The sequence below is a fragment of the Rhodopirellula sp. P2 genome, assembly GCF_028768465.1.
Taxonomy (GTDB): Bacteria; Planctomycetota; Planctomycetia; order Pirellulales; family Pirellulaceae; genus Rhodopirellula.
Genome location: NZ_CP118225.1, coordinates 2,405,438 through 2,421,574 on the forward strand (window position 1 = coordinate 2,405,438; position 16,137 = coordinate 2,421,574).

9 protein-coding genes are annotated in these 16,137 nt (G+C 57.5%); 5 read left to right on the forward strand and 4 right to left on the reverse strand.

The window, feature by feature from the left end:
• Positions 1-144: 144 nt before the first annotated feature.
• Both PSR62_RS08600 and PSR62_RS08605 read left to right on the forward strand, forming a co-directional pair.
• A complete protein-coding gene (locus PSR62_RS08600) occupies positions 145-414 on the forward strand; it encodes a hypothetical protein (RefSeq protein ID WP_274407369.1) in 270 nt (89 codons plus the stop codon).
• Between the two features lie 186 nt (positions 415-600).
• Positions 601-1,656, forward strand: a complete 1,056-nt coding sequence (locus tag PSR62_RS08605; protein WP_274407370.1) for an NAD-dependent epimerase/dehydratase family protein — start codon at positions 601-603, stop codon at positions 1,654-1,656.
• A 215-nt stretch (positions 1,657-1,871) separates the two neighbouring features.
• On the opposite strand, the gene PSR62_RS08610 is transcribed toward PSR62_RS08605, so the two are convergent.
• Positions 1,872-3,311 (reverse strand): sulfatase family protein, encoded by a 1,440-nt coding sequence (locus PSR62_RS08610; protein WP_443217410.1) that lies wholly within the window; start codon positions 3,309-3,311, stop codon positions 1,872-1,874.
• A gap of 677 nt (positions 3,312-3,988) precedes the next feature.
• Here PSR62_RS08610 and PSR62_RS08615 point away from each other — a divergent pair.
• Positions 3,989-5,161, forward strand: coding sequence for a ThuA domain-containing protein (locus PSR62_RS08615; RefSeq protein ID WP_274407372.1), 1,173 nt, complete (start codon positions 3,989-3,991; stop codon positions 5,159-5,161).
• 350 nt (positions 5,162-5,511) lie between these two features.
• Here PSR62_RS08615 and PSR62_RS08620 read toward each other — a convergent pair whose 3' ends face one another.
• Positions 5,512-8,259: a hypothetical protein gene (locus PSR62_RS08620; RefSeq protein ID WP_274407373.1), complete on the reverse strand. Its 2,748-nt coding sequence runs from the start codon at positions 8,257-8,259 to the stop codon at positions 5,512-5,514.
• 321 nt (positions 8,260-8,580) lie between these two features.
• On the opposite strand from PSR62_RS08620, the gene PSR62_RS08625 reads away from it, so the two are divergent.
• Complete coding sequence (locus PSR62_RS08625) at positions 8,581-10,047, forward strand: hypothetical protein (protein ID WP_274407374.1); 1,467 nt, start codon at positions 8,581-8,583, stop codon at positions 10,045-10,047.
• A gap of 879 nt (positions 10,048-10,926) precedes the next feature.
• On the opposite strand, the gene folD is transcribed toward PSR62_RS08625, so the two are convergent.
• Positions 10,927-11,826 (reverse strand): bifunctional methylenetetrahydrofolate dehydrogenase/methenyltetrahydrofolate cyclohydrolase FolD, encoded by a 900-nt coding sequence (gene folD / locus PSR62_RS08630; protein WP_274407375.1) that lies wholly within the window; start codon positions 11,824-11,826, stop codon positions 10,927-10,929.
• A gap of 132 nt (positions 11,827-11,958) precedes the next feature.
• Between folD and PSR62_RS08635 the strand changes: the two genes are divergently transcribed.
• Positions 11,959-13,740 carry an NADPH-dependent assimilatory sulfite reductase hemoprotein subunit gene (locus PSR62_RS08635; protein ID WP_274407376.1) on the forward strand — a complete coding sequence of 594 codons (1,782 nt, stop codon included), beginning with the start codon at positions 11,959-11,961 and terminating at the stop codon, positions 13,738-13,740.
• A 201-nt stretch (positions 13,741-13,941) separates the two neighbouring features.
• Here the strand turns inward: PSR62_RS08635 and PSR62_RS08640 are convergent, their stop codons facing one another.
• On the reverse strand, positions 13,942-15,786 hold the full coding sequence (locus PSR62_RS08640) for a response regulator (RefSeq protein WP_274407377.1): 1,845 nt from the start codon (positions 15,784-15,786) through the stop codon (positions 13,942-13,944).
• Positions 15,787-16,137 lie beyond the last annotated feature (351 nt).

The window sequence follows — 16,137 nt, forward strand, 5'->3', positions numbered from 1 at the left end:
CTATCGGAACAACCCACACGGTTGATAAATCCCTGCTATCCGGCCCGCAAACCTTACCCTCCACGGCTTGTTTGCCCCGGTGACTTGATCGCCCTCAATCACGCAGGCGAAAAGCCCGTCTCCAGCGAGTGCAACGACATGGAAATGAACCGGTTTAACGAGGAAAACGTGCTGGATCGTCTGAAACGGATGACCCGCATCGCACGCCAGAACGGATTTGAAATCCGCGGCGAACCATTGGAGGGGGCCGGCAGCACCTGGTGCGAAATTCGCGGCAAACGCGTGTTGTTTTTGGATCTGACGCAAACGGCTGCCGAGCAAGCCCTCGCGATCGCGGAAATTTTAGAGATGACTCGGCTGATTCGCCCGAACACTCCGGCCGAAGCTCCCGCGGCTGTGAAGCAGGCTGCCTGATCCTCCCCGAAAAGACTGGCGAAAAGGGCTCTGCGGGCGACCAAACCGCCTTCACTGGGACCAGCGACTGTGTGTGGCAGGCGTTGGGGTGAAAAAAAAGGATGGCGGTTTTGGTGTTTCGATTGCGAATTACAATCGGACGGCCGTTTTCTTTTGATGTTGGTTTTTAGGTAGGTTTGACGTGCTATGCGTGTGATTGTGACAGGTTCCAGTGGGCTGATCGGCTCGGCCGCCGTGCGGCATTGGGACGCCTTGGGTGACGAAGTCATCGGCATCGACAACGACATGCGCGCCACTTTCTTCGGCCCGGATGGCAGCACCAAGTGGAACCAGTCGCGACTGGAACAGGAAACATCGAATTTTCGAACCGTCTCGCTGGACATTCGCGACCGCGAGGGGGTGCTGGATTTGTTTCAGAACGAGCCCCCAGATTTGGTGATCCACTGTGCGGCCCAGCCATCGCACGACAAAGCCGCCGCGATTCCATTCTTGGATTTCGAAGTCAACGCCAACGGAACATTGAATCTGCTCGAGGGAACTCGTCAGCATGCACCCGAAGCGGTGTTCTGCCACATGAGCACGAACAAGGTTTACGGGGATGCACCCAACGAGTTGCCGCTGGACGAATTGGAAACCCGCTGGGAATACGCTCGCGAAGAAGACCACGCTGGCATTTCTGAGTCGTGCCGCATCGACCAAACCATGCACTCTTTGTTCGGTGCGTCCAAGACCGCGGCGGATGTGTTGGCTCAGGAGTACGGCAAGTACTTCGGGTTGAAGACCGGTATCTTCCGCGGCGGTTGTTTGACCGGGGCCAGCCACAGCGGCGTCGAGTTGCACGGGTTCTTGAGCTATCTCGTTCACGTGGCCGTGACGGGCAAGCCCTACACGATCTTTGGATACAAAGGCAAACAAGTTCGCGACCAAATCGAATGCAGCGATGTGGTCAAAGCCTTCGAAGCGTTCTCGAAGAACCCCCGTCCAGGCGAGGTTTACAACATCGGTGGCGGACGCGACAACGCGGCCAGCGTGCTGGAATGCATTCAGAAGATTGAGGACATCTCGGGGCACAAAGTGAAGTGGACGCTGGGCGATGACAATCGCAAAGGCGATCACATTTGTTACATCAGCGACTTGAGCAAACTGCGACGTGATTACCCGGACTGGGACATTCGCGTGTCGCTGGACGAGATCCTGCGACAGATGATTGCAAGCGAAGAGTCCAAGCTCGCGACGGCATGATTTGCAAACGCGATTGAGTTGGAACCACAAAGAAAGCCGCTCACCGGATGATTCTAGTGAGCGGCTTTTTTGATTGTTTTGGGGAAACGCGAAGGGTGAGTGAGGGATTCCATCAACAAGCCGTGACGCTTTGGGTTTCCACTCCGACGGGCAAGAGTGCCCATCCTACAGGCGTTGATACGTCGTTAACGACTCAAGCAACTGGCTGTTGTTGCTTAGCGACTGCGGCCGGCGTCGAGGAGCTTTTGAAGTTCCTGCTGCATTTGCTTCGCTCGTTCGGGTTCGCTGTCACTCAAATCGTTCTGTTCGGCTGGATCTGACTCAAGGTTGTGAAGAGCGAATTGGGGGACTGGTTTTCGCGTCATCGACAGGTCGAAGTTGTATGACTTCTTTTGGTCGTGTCGAACGAGTTTCCAATTGCCGACGCGGTAGCCGTAGTTGCCGATTTTTCCGTTGTCTTGTTGGACCAAGTGTTCGCGACCGGAGGCACCGGACTGATTCATCAACGCACCGAGGACGTTTTGGCTGTCCAGGCAAGCGTCGTTGGGAAGCTCTTGCCCGACCATCGCCGCGAGACTGGCCGCAAAGTCGATGGTGCAAACCAGTTCGTCGCTGACACCGACGGGAATGGTGCCGGGCATCCGGGTGATGAATGGCGTTCGCGTGCCGCCTTCGTAAACCGTGTACTTGCCGCCTTGATAGGGGCCATTGGGATCATGGTCGCCAAGTTTTTCATTGGCATCGTCTTTGTAGCCATCGTCCAACACAGGCCCGTTGTCGCTGCAGAACACGAGCAAGGTTTTTTCGGTCAGTCCGTTTTCTTCAAGCGACTTCATCAGCTCGCCCACGCACCAATCCAGTTCCGCGATGGCGTCGCCACGAGGTCCCAGTGCGGTGCTGCCCTGAAAGCGTTCATGCACCACTCGAGGCACGTGCAGATCGTGTGAGGCAAAGAACAGGAAGAACGGTTCGTCTTTGTGTTCGCTGATCCAGCGTTTGGATTCTGCCACCCAGCGATCCGACAAGTCTTCGTCGCGGAATCGAGCGGCGTGGCCTCCGGTGTAGAACCCAATGCGGCTGATGCCGTTGTGAATCGTGGAGTTGTGACCGTGCGTCCAATCCATCTTCAGCGTGTCGCGATGGGTGATTCCCGTGGGGTGGTCTTGGGAGGGTTTCTTGTTGCCAACCCACAGTGGATCGGCCGGATCCAGGTTTTCGACGTTGTGGTTGTTCACGTAGACCTGTGGCACGCGGTCGTTGGTGGTCGGAAGCAAGATGCAGTGATCGAAGCCGATCTCCAAAGGTCCTGGTTTCAGATCACCATTCCAATCTGGGCCTTCGTTCTTTTCGCCCAAGCCCAGGTGCCATTTGCCGATGACGGCAGTTTTGTAGCCGGCGTCTTGCAGCAGGCTGGCCGTTGTCGTGGTTCCAGCGGGAATCAACGCGGGGCTGTTCGGTGGCGCGATCCCGGTTCCGGGAACGCGAAACGCGTAGGTGCCAGTGAGGAACGAATACCGGGTCGGGGTGCAGGTGGATGCCGAGCAATAGCCGCTGGTGAATTGGCAACCCTCGGATGCCATGCGATCGATGTTCGGCGTTTCCAGACCCTTGGCTCCGTAGCAACCAATGTCGCCATACCCGAGATCATCGGCCATCACGATCACCACATTGGGGCGATCGTTTGCGATGGCTTGTGAGAGCGGAAGACAAGCAAGAGTGCACGAAACAAGAAGAAAGGAAGCCAACGAAAATTGCGGGGAAGGACCGCGGAATCGACAGGATGCTCGCATGGAGTTCGACGTCATGGCGCTGATCGGTTGGGAGGAGGATGGGGTGGGAATCCGACGCCGCATTGTACTCGCGAGCGGCAACGCAGGTACCAGTCGTGTGGGCGAAGGCATCATGTGAAGACTGGAAGGGTCGGTGGATTTTCTGCGTCTCGGCCGTTCATCGTTCCTTCGGGTCTATAGAAAGCTCCGGCCTGCTTGGCCCTTCCGTTCTTCGTGTCCCGTACAAACCAGGCCCTCTTCCAGGTCGGCCCTGTTCTACCTCCGTTCAGTTCTACCTCCGTTCAGTTCACCGTTTCCGCATTCATCATGCTTCCAGAGGGGCACGTGCCGTTGCGTCACAAGTCGATGGAATTGCGACATGGGATCGGATCTTGGATGGTTTTGAAGAAAGCGGGACAGATCGTCACGCGATCGAGGTGAAGATGGACTAAATTCATAGTCACCAGTTGTTCGTGACGTGTTGGCTTGGGTTTGAAATCGGGCTGCCGCGTGATGGTGAACGACACCTCCCATTCATCCCACCTCGATCACACACTGAATCTATGAAGACTTGGCTCTCTCTGGCTTTGCTGTCTCTCGTCACTTTTCCGGTTGCCAGTTTGGCAGCGGATTCCGATTACGCGCCGTTGGTTTACGAAGGCGAGGAAGGAATCGGAAAAGGCAAGCACATCGTGTTCATCGCCAACGATCACGAATACCGATCCGAGCAAGCCTGCCCACTGCTCGCGAAAATTCTGGCCAAGCATCACGGCTTTCGCTGCACCGTGTTGTTTGGAATCGACGAGGACGGCGAGATCAAAGCGGGGGACGCACCCGTCCCCGGAATGGAAGCCCTCAAGGATGCGGACCTGCTGTTTTTCTTCACCCGGTTCATGAAGCTGCCCGACGATCAAGTCGACCTGTTGGTGGATTACTTTGAGCGAGGTGGTCCGGTCGTGGGCGCGCGGACCTCGACTCACTGCTTCAACGGCCAAAAGGGCAAGTGGTCGAAGCTCAACTTCAACTACAGCGGTGACGATTACCTGGGCGGTTTGGGCGAGCAGGTCTTTGGCAACACCTGGCATGCGCAACGCGGGCAAAGTCACTATGGCGGCAATCACAGTTCAAGCAGCCGGATCACGGCGTTGGATTCAGCCAAGGAACATCCCATCATGACCGGAGTCGGCACGATGCATGGTTACAGCGGAGCGTACAAGTCTCAGCCGCCGACGGGAGCCACGCCGTTGGTTGAAGTTCAGGTCTTGAAAACGTTTGAGCCGAGTGACGACGTCAACACGGACAAGCCCAAGGTGTCGGCCGGTTGGACTCGCGATCACTACGTCGCGCCATCAGGCGACAAGAAAGATGCCCGCGTGGCTTACTTCTCGTTCGGCGCGTCGGAAGACTTGCTCGATGAAGACACGCGTCGTTGCTTTGCAAATGCGTGTTTGTGGGCGCTCGGGATGGAAGGCCAGATTGAACCCGAGTTGGACATGAGCTTGGTCGGCTCGTTTGTTCCAACGCCGTTCACCACCGGTGCGTTCTACCGCGACCATGTGCGTCCCTCTGAGCTTGCCGCTTGGGACAGCGAGATCATGCCGACCGATCATGAAATGGGCGGCATGGACAATCCCAAGATGGTTCGGAAGATGGGATCCGCTTTGAAGGCACGTCCCAAACTGCGACAGCAACTCGCCGAAAAGTATCCCGAACTGTTTGCCGAACCGGTCAAGTGAGCGGGCCGGCAAAGTGAGATCGAACCACGTGAACAACAAGTGACGTCGCGGGAGGACGCGAGCCCTCCGGTTTCTCACCGGGCGGCTTGCGCCGCACCGCTAAGCAGGCACGCAGGTGTCATCGGGTATGTGAGCCGTTGGCGTTAGCCACGGTTTTCACGCGCAACCGGGGCGAACGCCCAAACGGCTCACATGGTTGTGCCCGATCATTCCAGCTGACCTGCTTAACAGAGTCGCTTTGGGTTCACGCGTTGCTTTGGCCAACAACGTGAGTGACGCCGTGTCTTTGCAACCGTTGCCGGTTGCAAAGACCACAGGCTCGAGCCGGATGCGACCCGCGGGGCGTTGAATCAGAATCCAAAGATGGGTTCTTTGGGTTGCTCTTTCAACGGCATGCCGCAATCAGGAGTGGGGCACAACGCGTTGGAGGTTGTGACGCCGCAGTCGATCAGGCCTCCTTCGGACGTGCCCACCAGACCCAGCAGGAATTCCGGCTCGATTGGGCCTGGATCAATCCAGAGTCCGTCGGACGTCAGTTCCATGGTTCCGAGATCCAAGTCGAGACCACGGCGAACGACTTCGAAGTTCACAAAGATGTTCAGCAACGAGTTTTGTGAATCCAGCAAGTCACCCAGTGCCGAGATCGTATCGCGAGCGGCGGTCGGGCCGCTGTTCAAGCCGCGGGCATCTCGGAAGGATCGAATGTCTTCGTTGAGTTCCAATTGGTTGGCTGCGATCCGGACGGATTGGCGTCCCAGTTCAAAGTTGATCCGGTTGGCTTGCAGTTGGCGAATGCTGGAACGCAGACCTTGCCACACGCTGTCTTCGAAGTTGTAGTACGACCGTTTGGCTTGCTCGTATTCAATCAAGGCTTGCCGGTAGGTGTTGCGTTCTTGCAAGCGAGTGATTGGGGCGTCCCAACGAAGCCCAAGCCGGAGGCTGGTGTTGTCATTGTTGGGAAGATCGGTCACCGCGGATTGACTGACACCGCCGGAGACGACCAGGTCCAAGTCGCTTTCAAGATCGTCGGCAAAGAATTCAATTCGGCGGAACGTGTCCACCAGGGCTGCCCGAGCATTGGCCCAGTCACGACGGTTCACGCGAGCGATCTGGAGTGCTTCGGCAGGGTTGATTTCGACTTCGGGAAGCAGCAGCGATTCCACTCGCGAGCGGGCTTGAATCAACTGCAACGCCAGGACGTCTTCGCCCAGGTTCGCCAGCAAGTCTTGGCTGGCCAGAATCACTTCATTGCGAACTTGAACAGCGATTTCAACGCTGTTCTCGGATCGTGGTCCGGTTTGCAGGAACACATCGATTTGGTCATTGAGTTGATCCACCGCCGCCTTGTAGGCATCCAGACGACTGGCGATTTCATTGAACTGCGATTCCAGTTCTTCGCCGAGTTCGAGCACGGGTTCGAGGTCGAAGATGGATTCGTCAACGGTTTCGATTCCCAGCAACGAACACACGGTGGCTTGTTCTTCGCGGTACAGTTCCAGCAATGAATCGGTTTGGCTGCGACGTTCCGGAATGAGCTCCGCCAACTGCTTGAGATCGGCTTCCACGCGGGGCAAGTCTTCGGCGATCAAATCACCCGTGAATTTCGACAACGGTTCGACCGAGGATCGAAGTTGTTCGATCAAGCGAATCGTGGTTTCGTCCCACTGGAGTTTGGTTTCCGGCAGTCCGGTCTCTTCGTTGATCGTCGTTTCGCTGGATTCCAACAATCCGATGTTGATCTCGCCCACTGCCAAGCGGACATCAATCAGTTCTTCACGGCGACTTCGCAGGGTTCGGTCGATCAGTTCGAAACGTTCCAGCATCGGGTCGTTGATTTCGACACAGATGTAAGGTGGCAATCCAAGGTCACGCAGGAAGGAGTCGACCGAGTTTTGGTAGCCAACGCGACGCGAAACCAAGGAGCTTTGCGAGCTCAGCAGAGCGGATCGTGCTTGCGCGATTTGCAGTCGCTGGCGAATGATGGCTTCAGGGTCATCGGGAATGGTGGTCAGCAATTCGATCAGCGTGTTGTCGAGAATGACCAGGTTCTCGCCGAGGCGAGCGATGTTCTCTTCCAGGTTGCGGATTTGCAGTTGGTCTTGAAGCAGACCGATGAACCCACCGGCCTGTGGCACGCCGGTCCCTCCACCGCCGCCCAGATTGGCGAAGCCAGAATCAAACCCGGTGAAGGCACCCGTGTTGGCGGAGAACGTACCGCCGGAGCGACTGACGCTGCTGTCGTTGTTGCGTCCCGTGACGATTTCCAAGTAGAAACCGCGACGGAATCGTTCGAAGTTGCGAACGTTGGCAAGCAGCCGACGTTCCGACAACGTCAACAGTTCCATGATGCGATCGCGACCCGCACCTCGTAGCAAGGGTTGCAACAAGGTGAAGTCGAGTACCGTGGACGTCGTCGCCGTGTCGGGACCATTCAGGTTCCAGACAATCTCGTTGGCAAAGTTCACCAGCAGGTTGGCACCCGTCGCGAATTGCCGACGCAGGGCCGCGTCCCCGCCAACGCTGGTGACGGAATCGGAATCACGGAAGGCTCCGAAGCGTCGATCATTCTGGCTGAACGAAGCCCCGGCACCGGCGAAGTATTGGGTGTCGAACTGAAACCGCTGGCTCGAGACATCCAGTGCGGACAGATACAGCTGTTCCATCTGACGTTGGTAATCAGGGGAGTGCAGCAGGGCGATTTTGACCGCGTTCTCTGAGTTGAGTTCGAGGATCCCGTCGTCATTGAGCGGAAGGAACTGCCACCAGTCTGGACTTTCGGCGGCGTTGGTCAGTCCATTGGCTTCCCACATCGGGTAGCCGCGTCGGCCATCCACGCACTGCATGTACCGATTCGAGGCCGGGTCATCCAGCGGCATCGGTTGGAAGTCGAGGTCAAATGGGTTGTACATCCGGCTGCGTCGGTCCAGTTCGATCCGCAAGGGCGCGTTGACCGGGCGTGACACGTGGGAGGCTTTCTCGTCCATCAACGCGTAGGCTTCGTTGTCTGCCTGTTTGCGATAGTGAGGGCGGTTGCACCCCATCGCCGCTGGCAAGAGAACGGATCCGGTTAGTAGCCAAATGGACAGTGTTTTTCGCATCGTCACGATCGATCGCCTTCCGAGACCTGGATGTTCGACACACGTCTCGCGTTCGATACGGACGTGTTCACAGGATCATTTCGGACGATCTGGCCGATCGGCTTGACCGGCAAGTCGGTGCAAACCGCTCGAACCGCTTCAATCCGCGCCCCGTCGTGAGGGATGTTCCGGTTGTACCGATCGGATGGTCACGGGAATCGACACGGACGACCGGAACGGAAAAGTTGATGAAAATTCTCCAAGCTGGCGTTGGACTGGATTAAGCTAGCCCGTCAAGGATCCCTCTTTGGTAGTTCTGCCGCTTCTCAATCAATTGCTCTGATGCAGTACGTACTTCTTCTCGTTCTGATAGTTGTCGTCATCGCCCAGGCCATTTTGGTCTGGAAAGCGGCGCCTCATTGGCGGTGGTACCAGATCACTCCCGTCGTCATCACGACGATTTTGGCTGTGATTTTCGTCTTCCCCGTGGCTGGAGCGCTGAAAAGTCGTTCTGAATGGCACAAAGTCAAAGAGGAGCTCGAGTCCAGGCTGGCCTCGGTCGAGGCGGAGCAATTGGAATTGCGGTATGGCAATCCCAATGACCCGTTGTCGGGCGAAGGTGTCCTGCCAATGGCCCAGAAATTGGCCAAGTTGGGCACCGAAGCTGGTCGGCGGTGGCGTGGACTGCGTCTCGCCAATGCCGATTTCAACAATGGTGGCCAAATTGTCTTGTCTGCCCCCCAACAGGAAGTTCCCGTTGATGGGCTGCCACCCGAGGAAGCGGACGAAGGCGAAGCCGCACTGGCTCCTTTGCCACTGATTCCAGATGGCTTGGTCGTCTACGGGTTCGCCGAAGGCCCACAACCCAATTTGAATGTTCCCGTTCCGATTTTCTATCTGGGCGAATACCGAGTGACGGCGACCTCACCGACTCAGGTGACGTTGCAGCCGACCGCTCCCCTGTTGCCGCAGCAGCGTCAGGCCATCGAAAGCCGCCAAGCGGTCAGTTGGTCCGTTTACGAATTGCTGCCGCTTGATGGGCACGAGCCCTTTGTGGCGGAGGGCAGTGTCGAAGACGACAACAATGTGTTTGGCCGAATCGACGACGAATTGGTCAGCCGTTTGCTCAGCAACCAGATTTCAGAGCAGTCGCGAGCCGAGTACCTCCGCGACGGAACACGGTCTTTGCCCGATGACGAACCATTGAGCAAATGGGTCAAAATCGAGTTCATCAAGAATCATGAGATCGTCGTCGACAGCCCCGACCAACGCGGTGCTTTGGATGGTGGATTCTTTGACGGCAGCGGACGTGCGGTCGACAGTCGGCTGCAGCAGGGTGATTCTGGCAAGGTCAAATTCTCCAAAGACGATCTGTTGGTCGTCAAAGAGGAAGCTGCGGATGCGTTGATCGATGAAGGTGTCGCTCGCCTGATCGACACCTATTACATTCGGCCTTTGAACGATTATCGCTTTGTTTTGCGACGAATTCGGCTGCGTTTGGCGGAATTGAGCACGCGAACTCAAGAGCTGACTTACGAGAACGAAGTGCTTCAACGGGCAATCGATGCGACCGTGACGATGACCGCGGCAGCTCAAGGTGAGAAGCTGAAGTTGGAGCAAGATTTCGAGCAAACCGAAGTCGAACGCAAGTCCTTGGAAGCCTACAACGCCAACTTGGCCAGCCAGCTCAAGGAAACCCGTCAGCGATTGGTCAAGCTTTATCGCAGCAACCAGCAACTCGAGAAAGAGTTGCGGATGTTCCACGAATCAATCGTCAGCTCTGGCGAATCACTCACCTCCGCTCGCTAGAGTTTGTGAGTCGATCGATCCCGCTTTTCAGTGGGTTTCTGCCTACTGAACCTCTCCCAAATCGAAGTTGGGGGGCGAGTGACGCCGTTCAGGCGTACGCGAGGGTGAGGGCCTAGCATGGGAAGTGGCTCGCACTGCCCTGGGCTGCGAAATGTTTGCCCTTGGCGTTCCGATAGCGAATGCAATTTTTCTTCCGGCTTCTGTCTTTCTTCATCCCGGTAGGGATTTCAGATGGTAGCCGGGGGTCGCTGCGTCGCAGCGTACCCCCGGAAAACGAGCTTCCATAAAACTCTCCATCCCGCCGTGGCCAATGGCCACGGCGGGATGGAGAGTGGTGGCGTGGGGGGCGTGTCCATCGGTGGCGCTATCGCTTACCGACGGCTACCATCTGACATCCCTACCGGGATGAAAACTTGCGCAAACGAATACGCTCCACAACACCAAGCCTTTCGCGGTCCAGCACCGCCCTCCCCCGGAAATCTCGCTGAACGCTCGCTTTCCGACCCCTCCCGCTGCAGAGGTCGTGCAGTTTTTAAGTAACGTGTTGCCAAGCGTTTATGATCACCCTCCCTTGGGACGTTCGAAAAATAAATGGTGGCGGGCGTCTGGGTATCGCCCCGGATGGGGCCGTCATGCTTAGCCCGGGGCGGAAGCCCCGAGAGACCGATGCCGGAAAACAAACGGTCGCCCCGGATGGAGCCGTCGTGGGAGTTGGGGGCGTCCCTCGCTCACGCTTCGGGTTGTGATTGGTGGTTGCTGCAGAAACCCGCCAAAACCCAGCGCCAGAAAACTGCACGAGCTCCTTCGTCGGGCGGGGGTCTCACGACGTTACGAGCACGGCGATTGGAAACGGCACGAGCTCGTCACGGGGCAGGTTCGCTACTTGGCCGCTTGCAGTTTTGCGGCCATCAACGTGTTGTGCAGCAGCATCGCGATCGTGAGCGGTCCCACCCCGCCCGGGACCGGCGTGATCGCGGAGGCCACGGATTCTGCTTCTGCAAAGGCGACGTCGCCGACCAATTTGTCGCCCACACGATTGATCCCGACATCGATCACAACGGCGCCCGGTTGGATCATGTCGCCCCGGATCATTTCTGGGCGCCCGACCGCGGCGATCAAAATGTCCGCTTGGCGGCAGATTTCGGTGAGGTTTTTGGTGCGGCTGTGAGCAAGGGTGACCGTGGCGTTGGCGACGGCGGGGCCACAGGTGCTGTCTTTTTGTGCCAGCATCATGGCCATCGGCTTCCCGACGATGTCACTGCGTCCGACCACGACGACGTGTTTCCCGCTGGTTTCGATCCCTGTGCGATGCAGCAGTTGAATGATGCCGTGCGGGGTGCAGGGAAGAAAACGCGGTCGGCCCTGCATGAGCAGGCCCACGTTGACGGGGGAGAATGCGTCGACATCTTTGATTGGATCGATCGCGTCCAGGACGGCTCGCTCGTCGATTCCTGTGCCACCGGCCGCTTTGGCCGGCAGAGGAAGTTGGACCAAGATGCCGCTGACAGCCGGGTCGGCATTCAGTTCGGCCACTTTGGCCAGCAATTCGGCTTCGGTGGTCGCGGCGGGCATTCGGTCCAGGCGGCTGGCGATCCCCGCTTTTTCACAGGCGCGTTCCTTGTTTCGCACATAAACCTGGCTGGCGGGGTCTTCTCCCACCAGCACGGCCGCCAATTGAGGAGGTGGATTCCCGCCTGAAACGAACGTTTCGACGTCAGCAGCAACTTCGCTGCGAATTTCCGCGGCAATTTTCTTGCCGTCCAGTCGCGTTGCGGGCATCCTCGGGCCTTGAGTTGGCGTAAGTCGACGCGAGAGGTCGACGTGGTGAAAAATTGGAATTGTCGGTATAAAGAGTCGAGTACGAATCTTCGGTCCACCGACCGACGCAAATCACACAGGATTTTTGACTCGATGTCTACCGACGCTTCCGAAACGAATGCTGCACCGACCACCGCGCCCGAGAAACCCATCAAGCTCAGCCCGGTCGAAAAGATCAAAGAAGAAAGTCGTTTCCTGAAGGGCTCGATCGATCAAGAGTTGGCGGACCCTGTTGATCACTTCGACAATTCGAACATCCAGCTGTTGAAGTTCCACGGGTCTTATCAACAAGACGATCGTGACAAACGTGCCGAGCTGAAGAAGGCCGGTGGCGGGAAAGCTTACACGATGATGGTCCGTTGCCGGATTCCTGGCGGTCGCATGAGTTCGTCACAGTTGGTCGCGCACTTGGACATGTGTGATGAGCTGGGTGATTCCACGTTGAAAATCACCACTCGTCAAACGCTGCAATTGCACGGCATTTTGAAGGGGGATCTCCGGGAGACAATTCGACGAATCAATGACGTCGAGCTCTCCACGCTGGCGGCTTGCGGCGATGTCAACCGAAACATCATGTGCTGTCCGGCCAAACGCGTGGGCGGGATCCACGATCAGCTCAATGTCTTCACGGATCAGCTGACCGTCGCCCTGGCACCGCAGACGCCGGCCTACCACGAGTTGTGGCTGACGGATCCCGACACCGGTGAGAAAACTTTGGCGGGCGGCGGCGAACCTGATTCGTCGAACGCTCCGGTGATTGATGAACCGTTGTACGGTCCGACCTACTTGCCGCGGAAATTCAAAATCGGCATCGCCCTGCCGGAAGACAATTGCATCGACATCTACACCCAGGACCTTGGGTACTTGGCGGTGGTTCGGGATGGCAAAATCATCGGTTACAACGTTTCGGTCGGCGGCGGCATGGGCCGCACCCCGAGTGCGAAGAAAACCTTCCCTGCACTCGGCAAACGCATGGCGTTTGTGACGCCTGAGCAAGCCGTGGAGGTGGCCAAGGCGGTTGTCATCGTGCAGCGTGACAACGGCAACCGCAGCGACCGAAAGGTGGCTCGTTTGAAGTACTTGATCGCAGATTGGGGCGTCGAGAAATTCCGCACCGAGGTCGAGAAAGTGTTCGGTGGCCCACTCGCCGATTGCACCGAAGATGATGTGCACGAGTTCGACGACCACATGGGATGGCAGGAACAGGGCGATGGCAAATTGTCCTACGGCCTGAACATTGAAAACGGTCGTCTGTACGACAACGAGCAAGTTCAAGTCAAAGCAGCGATTCGAGCCGTCTGCGCTCGTTTCAATCGCGAGATTCGTTTGACCAGCCATCAGAGCATGATCTTCTGCGACATCGATCCTGCCGAGAAGGAAGAGCTGATTGAGATCTTGAAGTCACACGGTCTTCGCACGACGGAGGAAACCAGCACGGTTCGTCGCTGGTCGATCGCCTGTGTTGCGCTGCCGACCTGCGGTTTGGCCATCACGGAATCGGAACGTCGTTTGCCGAGCATCATTGATTCCATCGAAGAGCCGTTGGCCAAGTTGGGACTCAGCAACGAACGGTTCACCATTCGGATGACCGGTTGCCCCAATGGCTGTGCGCGTCCCTACAACGCCGATTTGGCCCTGGTCGGTCGCTCGGTTGGCAAATACACGTTGTTCGCCGGCGGGGGATGGTTGGGCAATCGCTTGGCTTACATCTACAAAGACCAAGTGCCCGATTCCGAGGTCACCGCGGAGTTGACCGGGATTTTCGCGGCGTTCAAAGCCAACCGCGAAGAGGGGGAATCGCTCGGGACTTTCTGCGATCGCGTCGGTGCGGAGAAACTGGCTGAGCTGGCCGAAGCTGCCCCGCTGCCTGCCTGATCTGGGTGCCAGCGGGAACGGACAAAGAGGGCTCGCTCCAAAACTCATGGAAACGCAAAACGGCTTGGTGAATTCACCAAGCCGTTTGTTTTCGAGGGGGGGGGGATGATTCGGCGTTCGCACGCAGCGGCTTCCAGTGCAGAGGCGTCCAGTACAGAGGCGTCCAGTGCAGACCGGTCACTCCGTGTTCGCAAGCAGAACTCAGCAGATGGAGTTCTTCGTTCCGCCGGATGCGGTTCGGGCAGCGTCAGGGTCCTCGTCGCTGGGAGGATTGCCATCGGGTGATGCGCCGGGAGGATGCTGCACGTTGGGGTTGGCTTCGATCACGGTTTTCAAGACATCGATCAGTTGATCCAGGCGGAACGGTTTGAACAGGACCGCCTTGGGATGCAAGCCATTTTGCTTGGCTTTCACGATTGAGTGTCCGGGGTCGTACCCGAACCCGGTCATCAGGATCATTGGCACGTGCGTCATGACTTTTTCAAGACGCAGCATCAATTGGTAGCCGCTGTAGTCGGGCAGTTTGATGTCGCTGATGATCGCGTCGTAGCTGTCGTCGCCCGCACTTCGGCGGACCATCAAAACCGCTTCGTCACCTTCGTGGGCGGTTTCAACGACACAGCCGTAGCGTTCGAGCAACTGGTGGGCGTCTTCGCGAACTTGTTCGTCCTCGTCGACGACCAAGATCCGGCGGGCGCGGAGGATCGCGTTTTGGTCCAGCTTCTCGTCCGCAGGAACGGCTTCCAGCGGCGTCATCTTTTGACCGATTTGCTGGATCGTCCGTTTGATGTCGCGGGAATTTTGCAGGATCCGGCGGAGGCGATTCATCACTTCGGGGCTGTGCCCGATGTAGCCTTCCATCACGTGGACGGCATCGTTGAGGATCGCATCGACTGGCAGGGCGACGGCGCTGTGAATCGCATCGCAGCTTTGTTGAGCGGTGTTGGCCTTTTGAGCGACCAGAAGCTCGAGTGTGTTCAGGGCAAACGCGATGTCGCGAGCGAAGATCTCCAGGAACTGCAGATCGCTGTCGCTGAAGGCTGCCACGTCGGGGCTTTCGACGTTGATTGTCCCCAGCACCTGGTCGTGCAGGACCAGAGGGACCGTCAGGGAGCTGCGTGCGTCGGCGACACCGGGGATGAAGAGCGGGTCGTTTTGAACGTCGTGACAGACGTAACTGACACCGCTGGCGGCAACGTACCCGGTGATGCCGTTTTCTCGCGGGTGAGCGGAAAGGCGACGGTCGGAGGCTTCTTCGTCGATCCCGACGCTGAGCAGTGGGATCAGGTCGCCGGTGGTTTGCTCGAGCACTCGAATCTCGATGACTTCGAAATTCAGCAGATCGCGGAGGTAGTGCTGGATGTTGTCTTTCAGGAGATCGATTCGGTCATCGACCTCCATCATGAAGATTTCGTTGGGTCGCAGGTCAGCGAGTTCCCGGCCGGCTTGGTGAATCGCCGCCAGCTTTTGTTGCTGCAGGATCTCGTCGGTGATCTCGCCGACGGTGACGATCAAGTTGCGGGGAGATTCCGCGGAGCGAATCGGCGCGGCGTGGACCTGGAAATACTGGTTGTCCATGCTGTGGAGCGTGGAGCTGCTTTCGTCCCCGGTGGCCAAGGCGGTGTGGAAGGGGCAGAAATCCGGCCCCATGATCTCGGGGTTGTGCAGCAATTCGTAGAACGTCATCCCGAGTGGCGTGCCGGCGGGGCGTCCCGCCCATTGCAACAGGCGATGATTGGCCCAGATCACGCGCAGATCAGCGTCCAGCAGCGCGACACCTTCGGGCATGTCGCGGAGCATCAACCCGCTCTGCATCATGCCACGAATTTCGGATGTCTGGGGAAGGCTGGTTCGATCCATCCAAATCCCGGCGACATCTTCCTCCTCGAGCAATGGGAATGCGTCGACGATTGACTCGCAAAACACCCATTCGATGGATGGTGCGTGCGTACCTTCGGCGGATGTGTCCTGAGACAGCAACGCTTCTGGCAGCGAGGATCGATCCGGAGGCGAGCTTGGGGCGCCGACACAGATGACCTTTGGCATGATCCTACCTCCCCCCGTTTCAATCTTGACCGTTGGCTGGGTCGTGCGAACAGTGTTCCTGTAACGTCGTCTTTCACGCCCGGTTTGGGAACCACATCCCGGGAATTTTTGCAGAATTCCTGTGGGTTTCATTTCCCACCTGCATTCTACGCAGGAATCAATCGGCAGGTGCGAACGCGAATTCTTCGCGTGCAGGAAATCGGCGGGGTAGATGAGGGGTTGAGAGAGTTTTGCGAAATTTTCGATCGGAGTGCGCGTTTGCTGTCAGTTTCACGCTTACTCTCACTGCATCGATCCCGGAACGTTCGTGTTTCTGGGACGACTGAACAAAAACTAAGCTTTAATCGGTCC

What these genes read in the sequence shown, in the direction of transcription:
- PSR62_RS08600 (WP_274407369.1), top strand. Translation starts at nt 145, where the DNA reads ATGAACCGGTTTAACGAGGAAAACGTGCTGGATCGTCTGAAACGGATG.
- PSR62_RS08605 (WP_274407370.1), top strand. Translation starts at nt 601, where the DNA reads ATGCGTGTGATTGTGACAGGTTCCAGTGGGCTGATCGGCTCGGCCGCC.
- PSR62_RS08610 (WP_443217410.1), bottom strand. Translation starts at nt 3,311, where the DNA reads ATGGCCGATGATCTCGGGTATGGCGACATTGGTTGCTACGGAGCCAAG.
- PSR62_RS08615 (WP_274407372.1), top strand. Translation starts at nt 3,989, where the DNA reads ATGAAGACTTGGCTCTCTCTGGCTTTGCTGTCTCTCGTCACTTTTCCG.
- PSR62_RS08620 (WP_274407373.1), bottom strand. Translation starts at nt 8,259, where the DNA reads ATGCGAAAAACACTGTCCATTTGGCTACTAACCGGATCCGTTCTCTTG.
- PSR62_RS08625 (WP_274407374.1), top strand. Translation starts at nt 8,581, where the DNA reads ATGCAGTACGTACTTCTTCTCGTTCTGATAGTTGTCGTCATCGCCCAG.
- folD (WP_274407375.1), bottom strand. Translation starts at nt 11,826, where the DNA reads ATGCCCGCAACGCGACTGGACGGCAAGAAAATTGCCGCGGAAATTCGC.
- PSR62_RS08635 (WP_274407376.1), top strand. Translation starts at nt 11,959, where the DNA reads ATGTCTACCGACGCTTCCGAAACGAATGCTGCACCGACCACCGCGCCC.
- PSR62_RS08640 (WP_274407377.1), bottom strand. Translation starts at nt 15,786, where the DNA reads ATGCCAAAGGTCATCTGTGTCGGCGCCCCAAGCTCGCCTCCGGATCGA.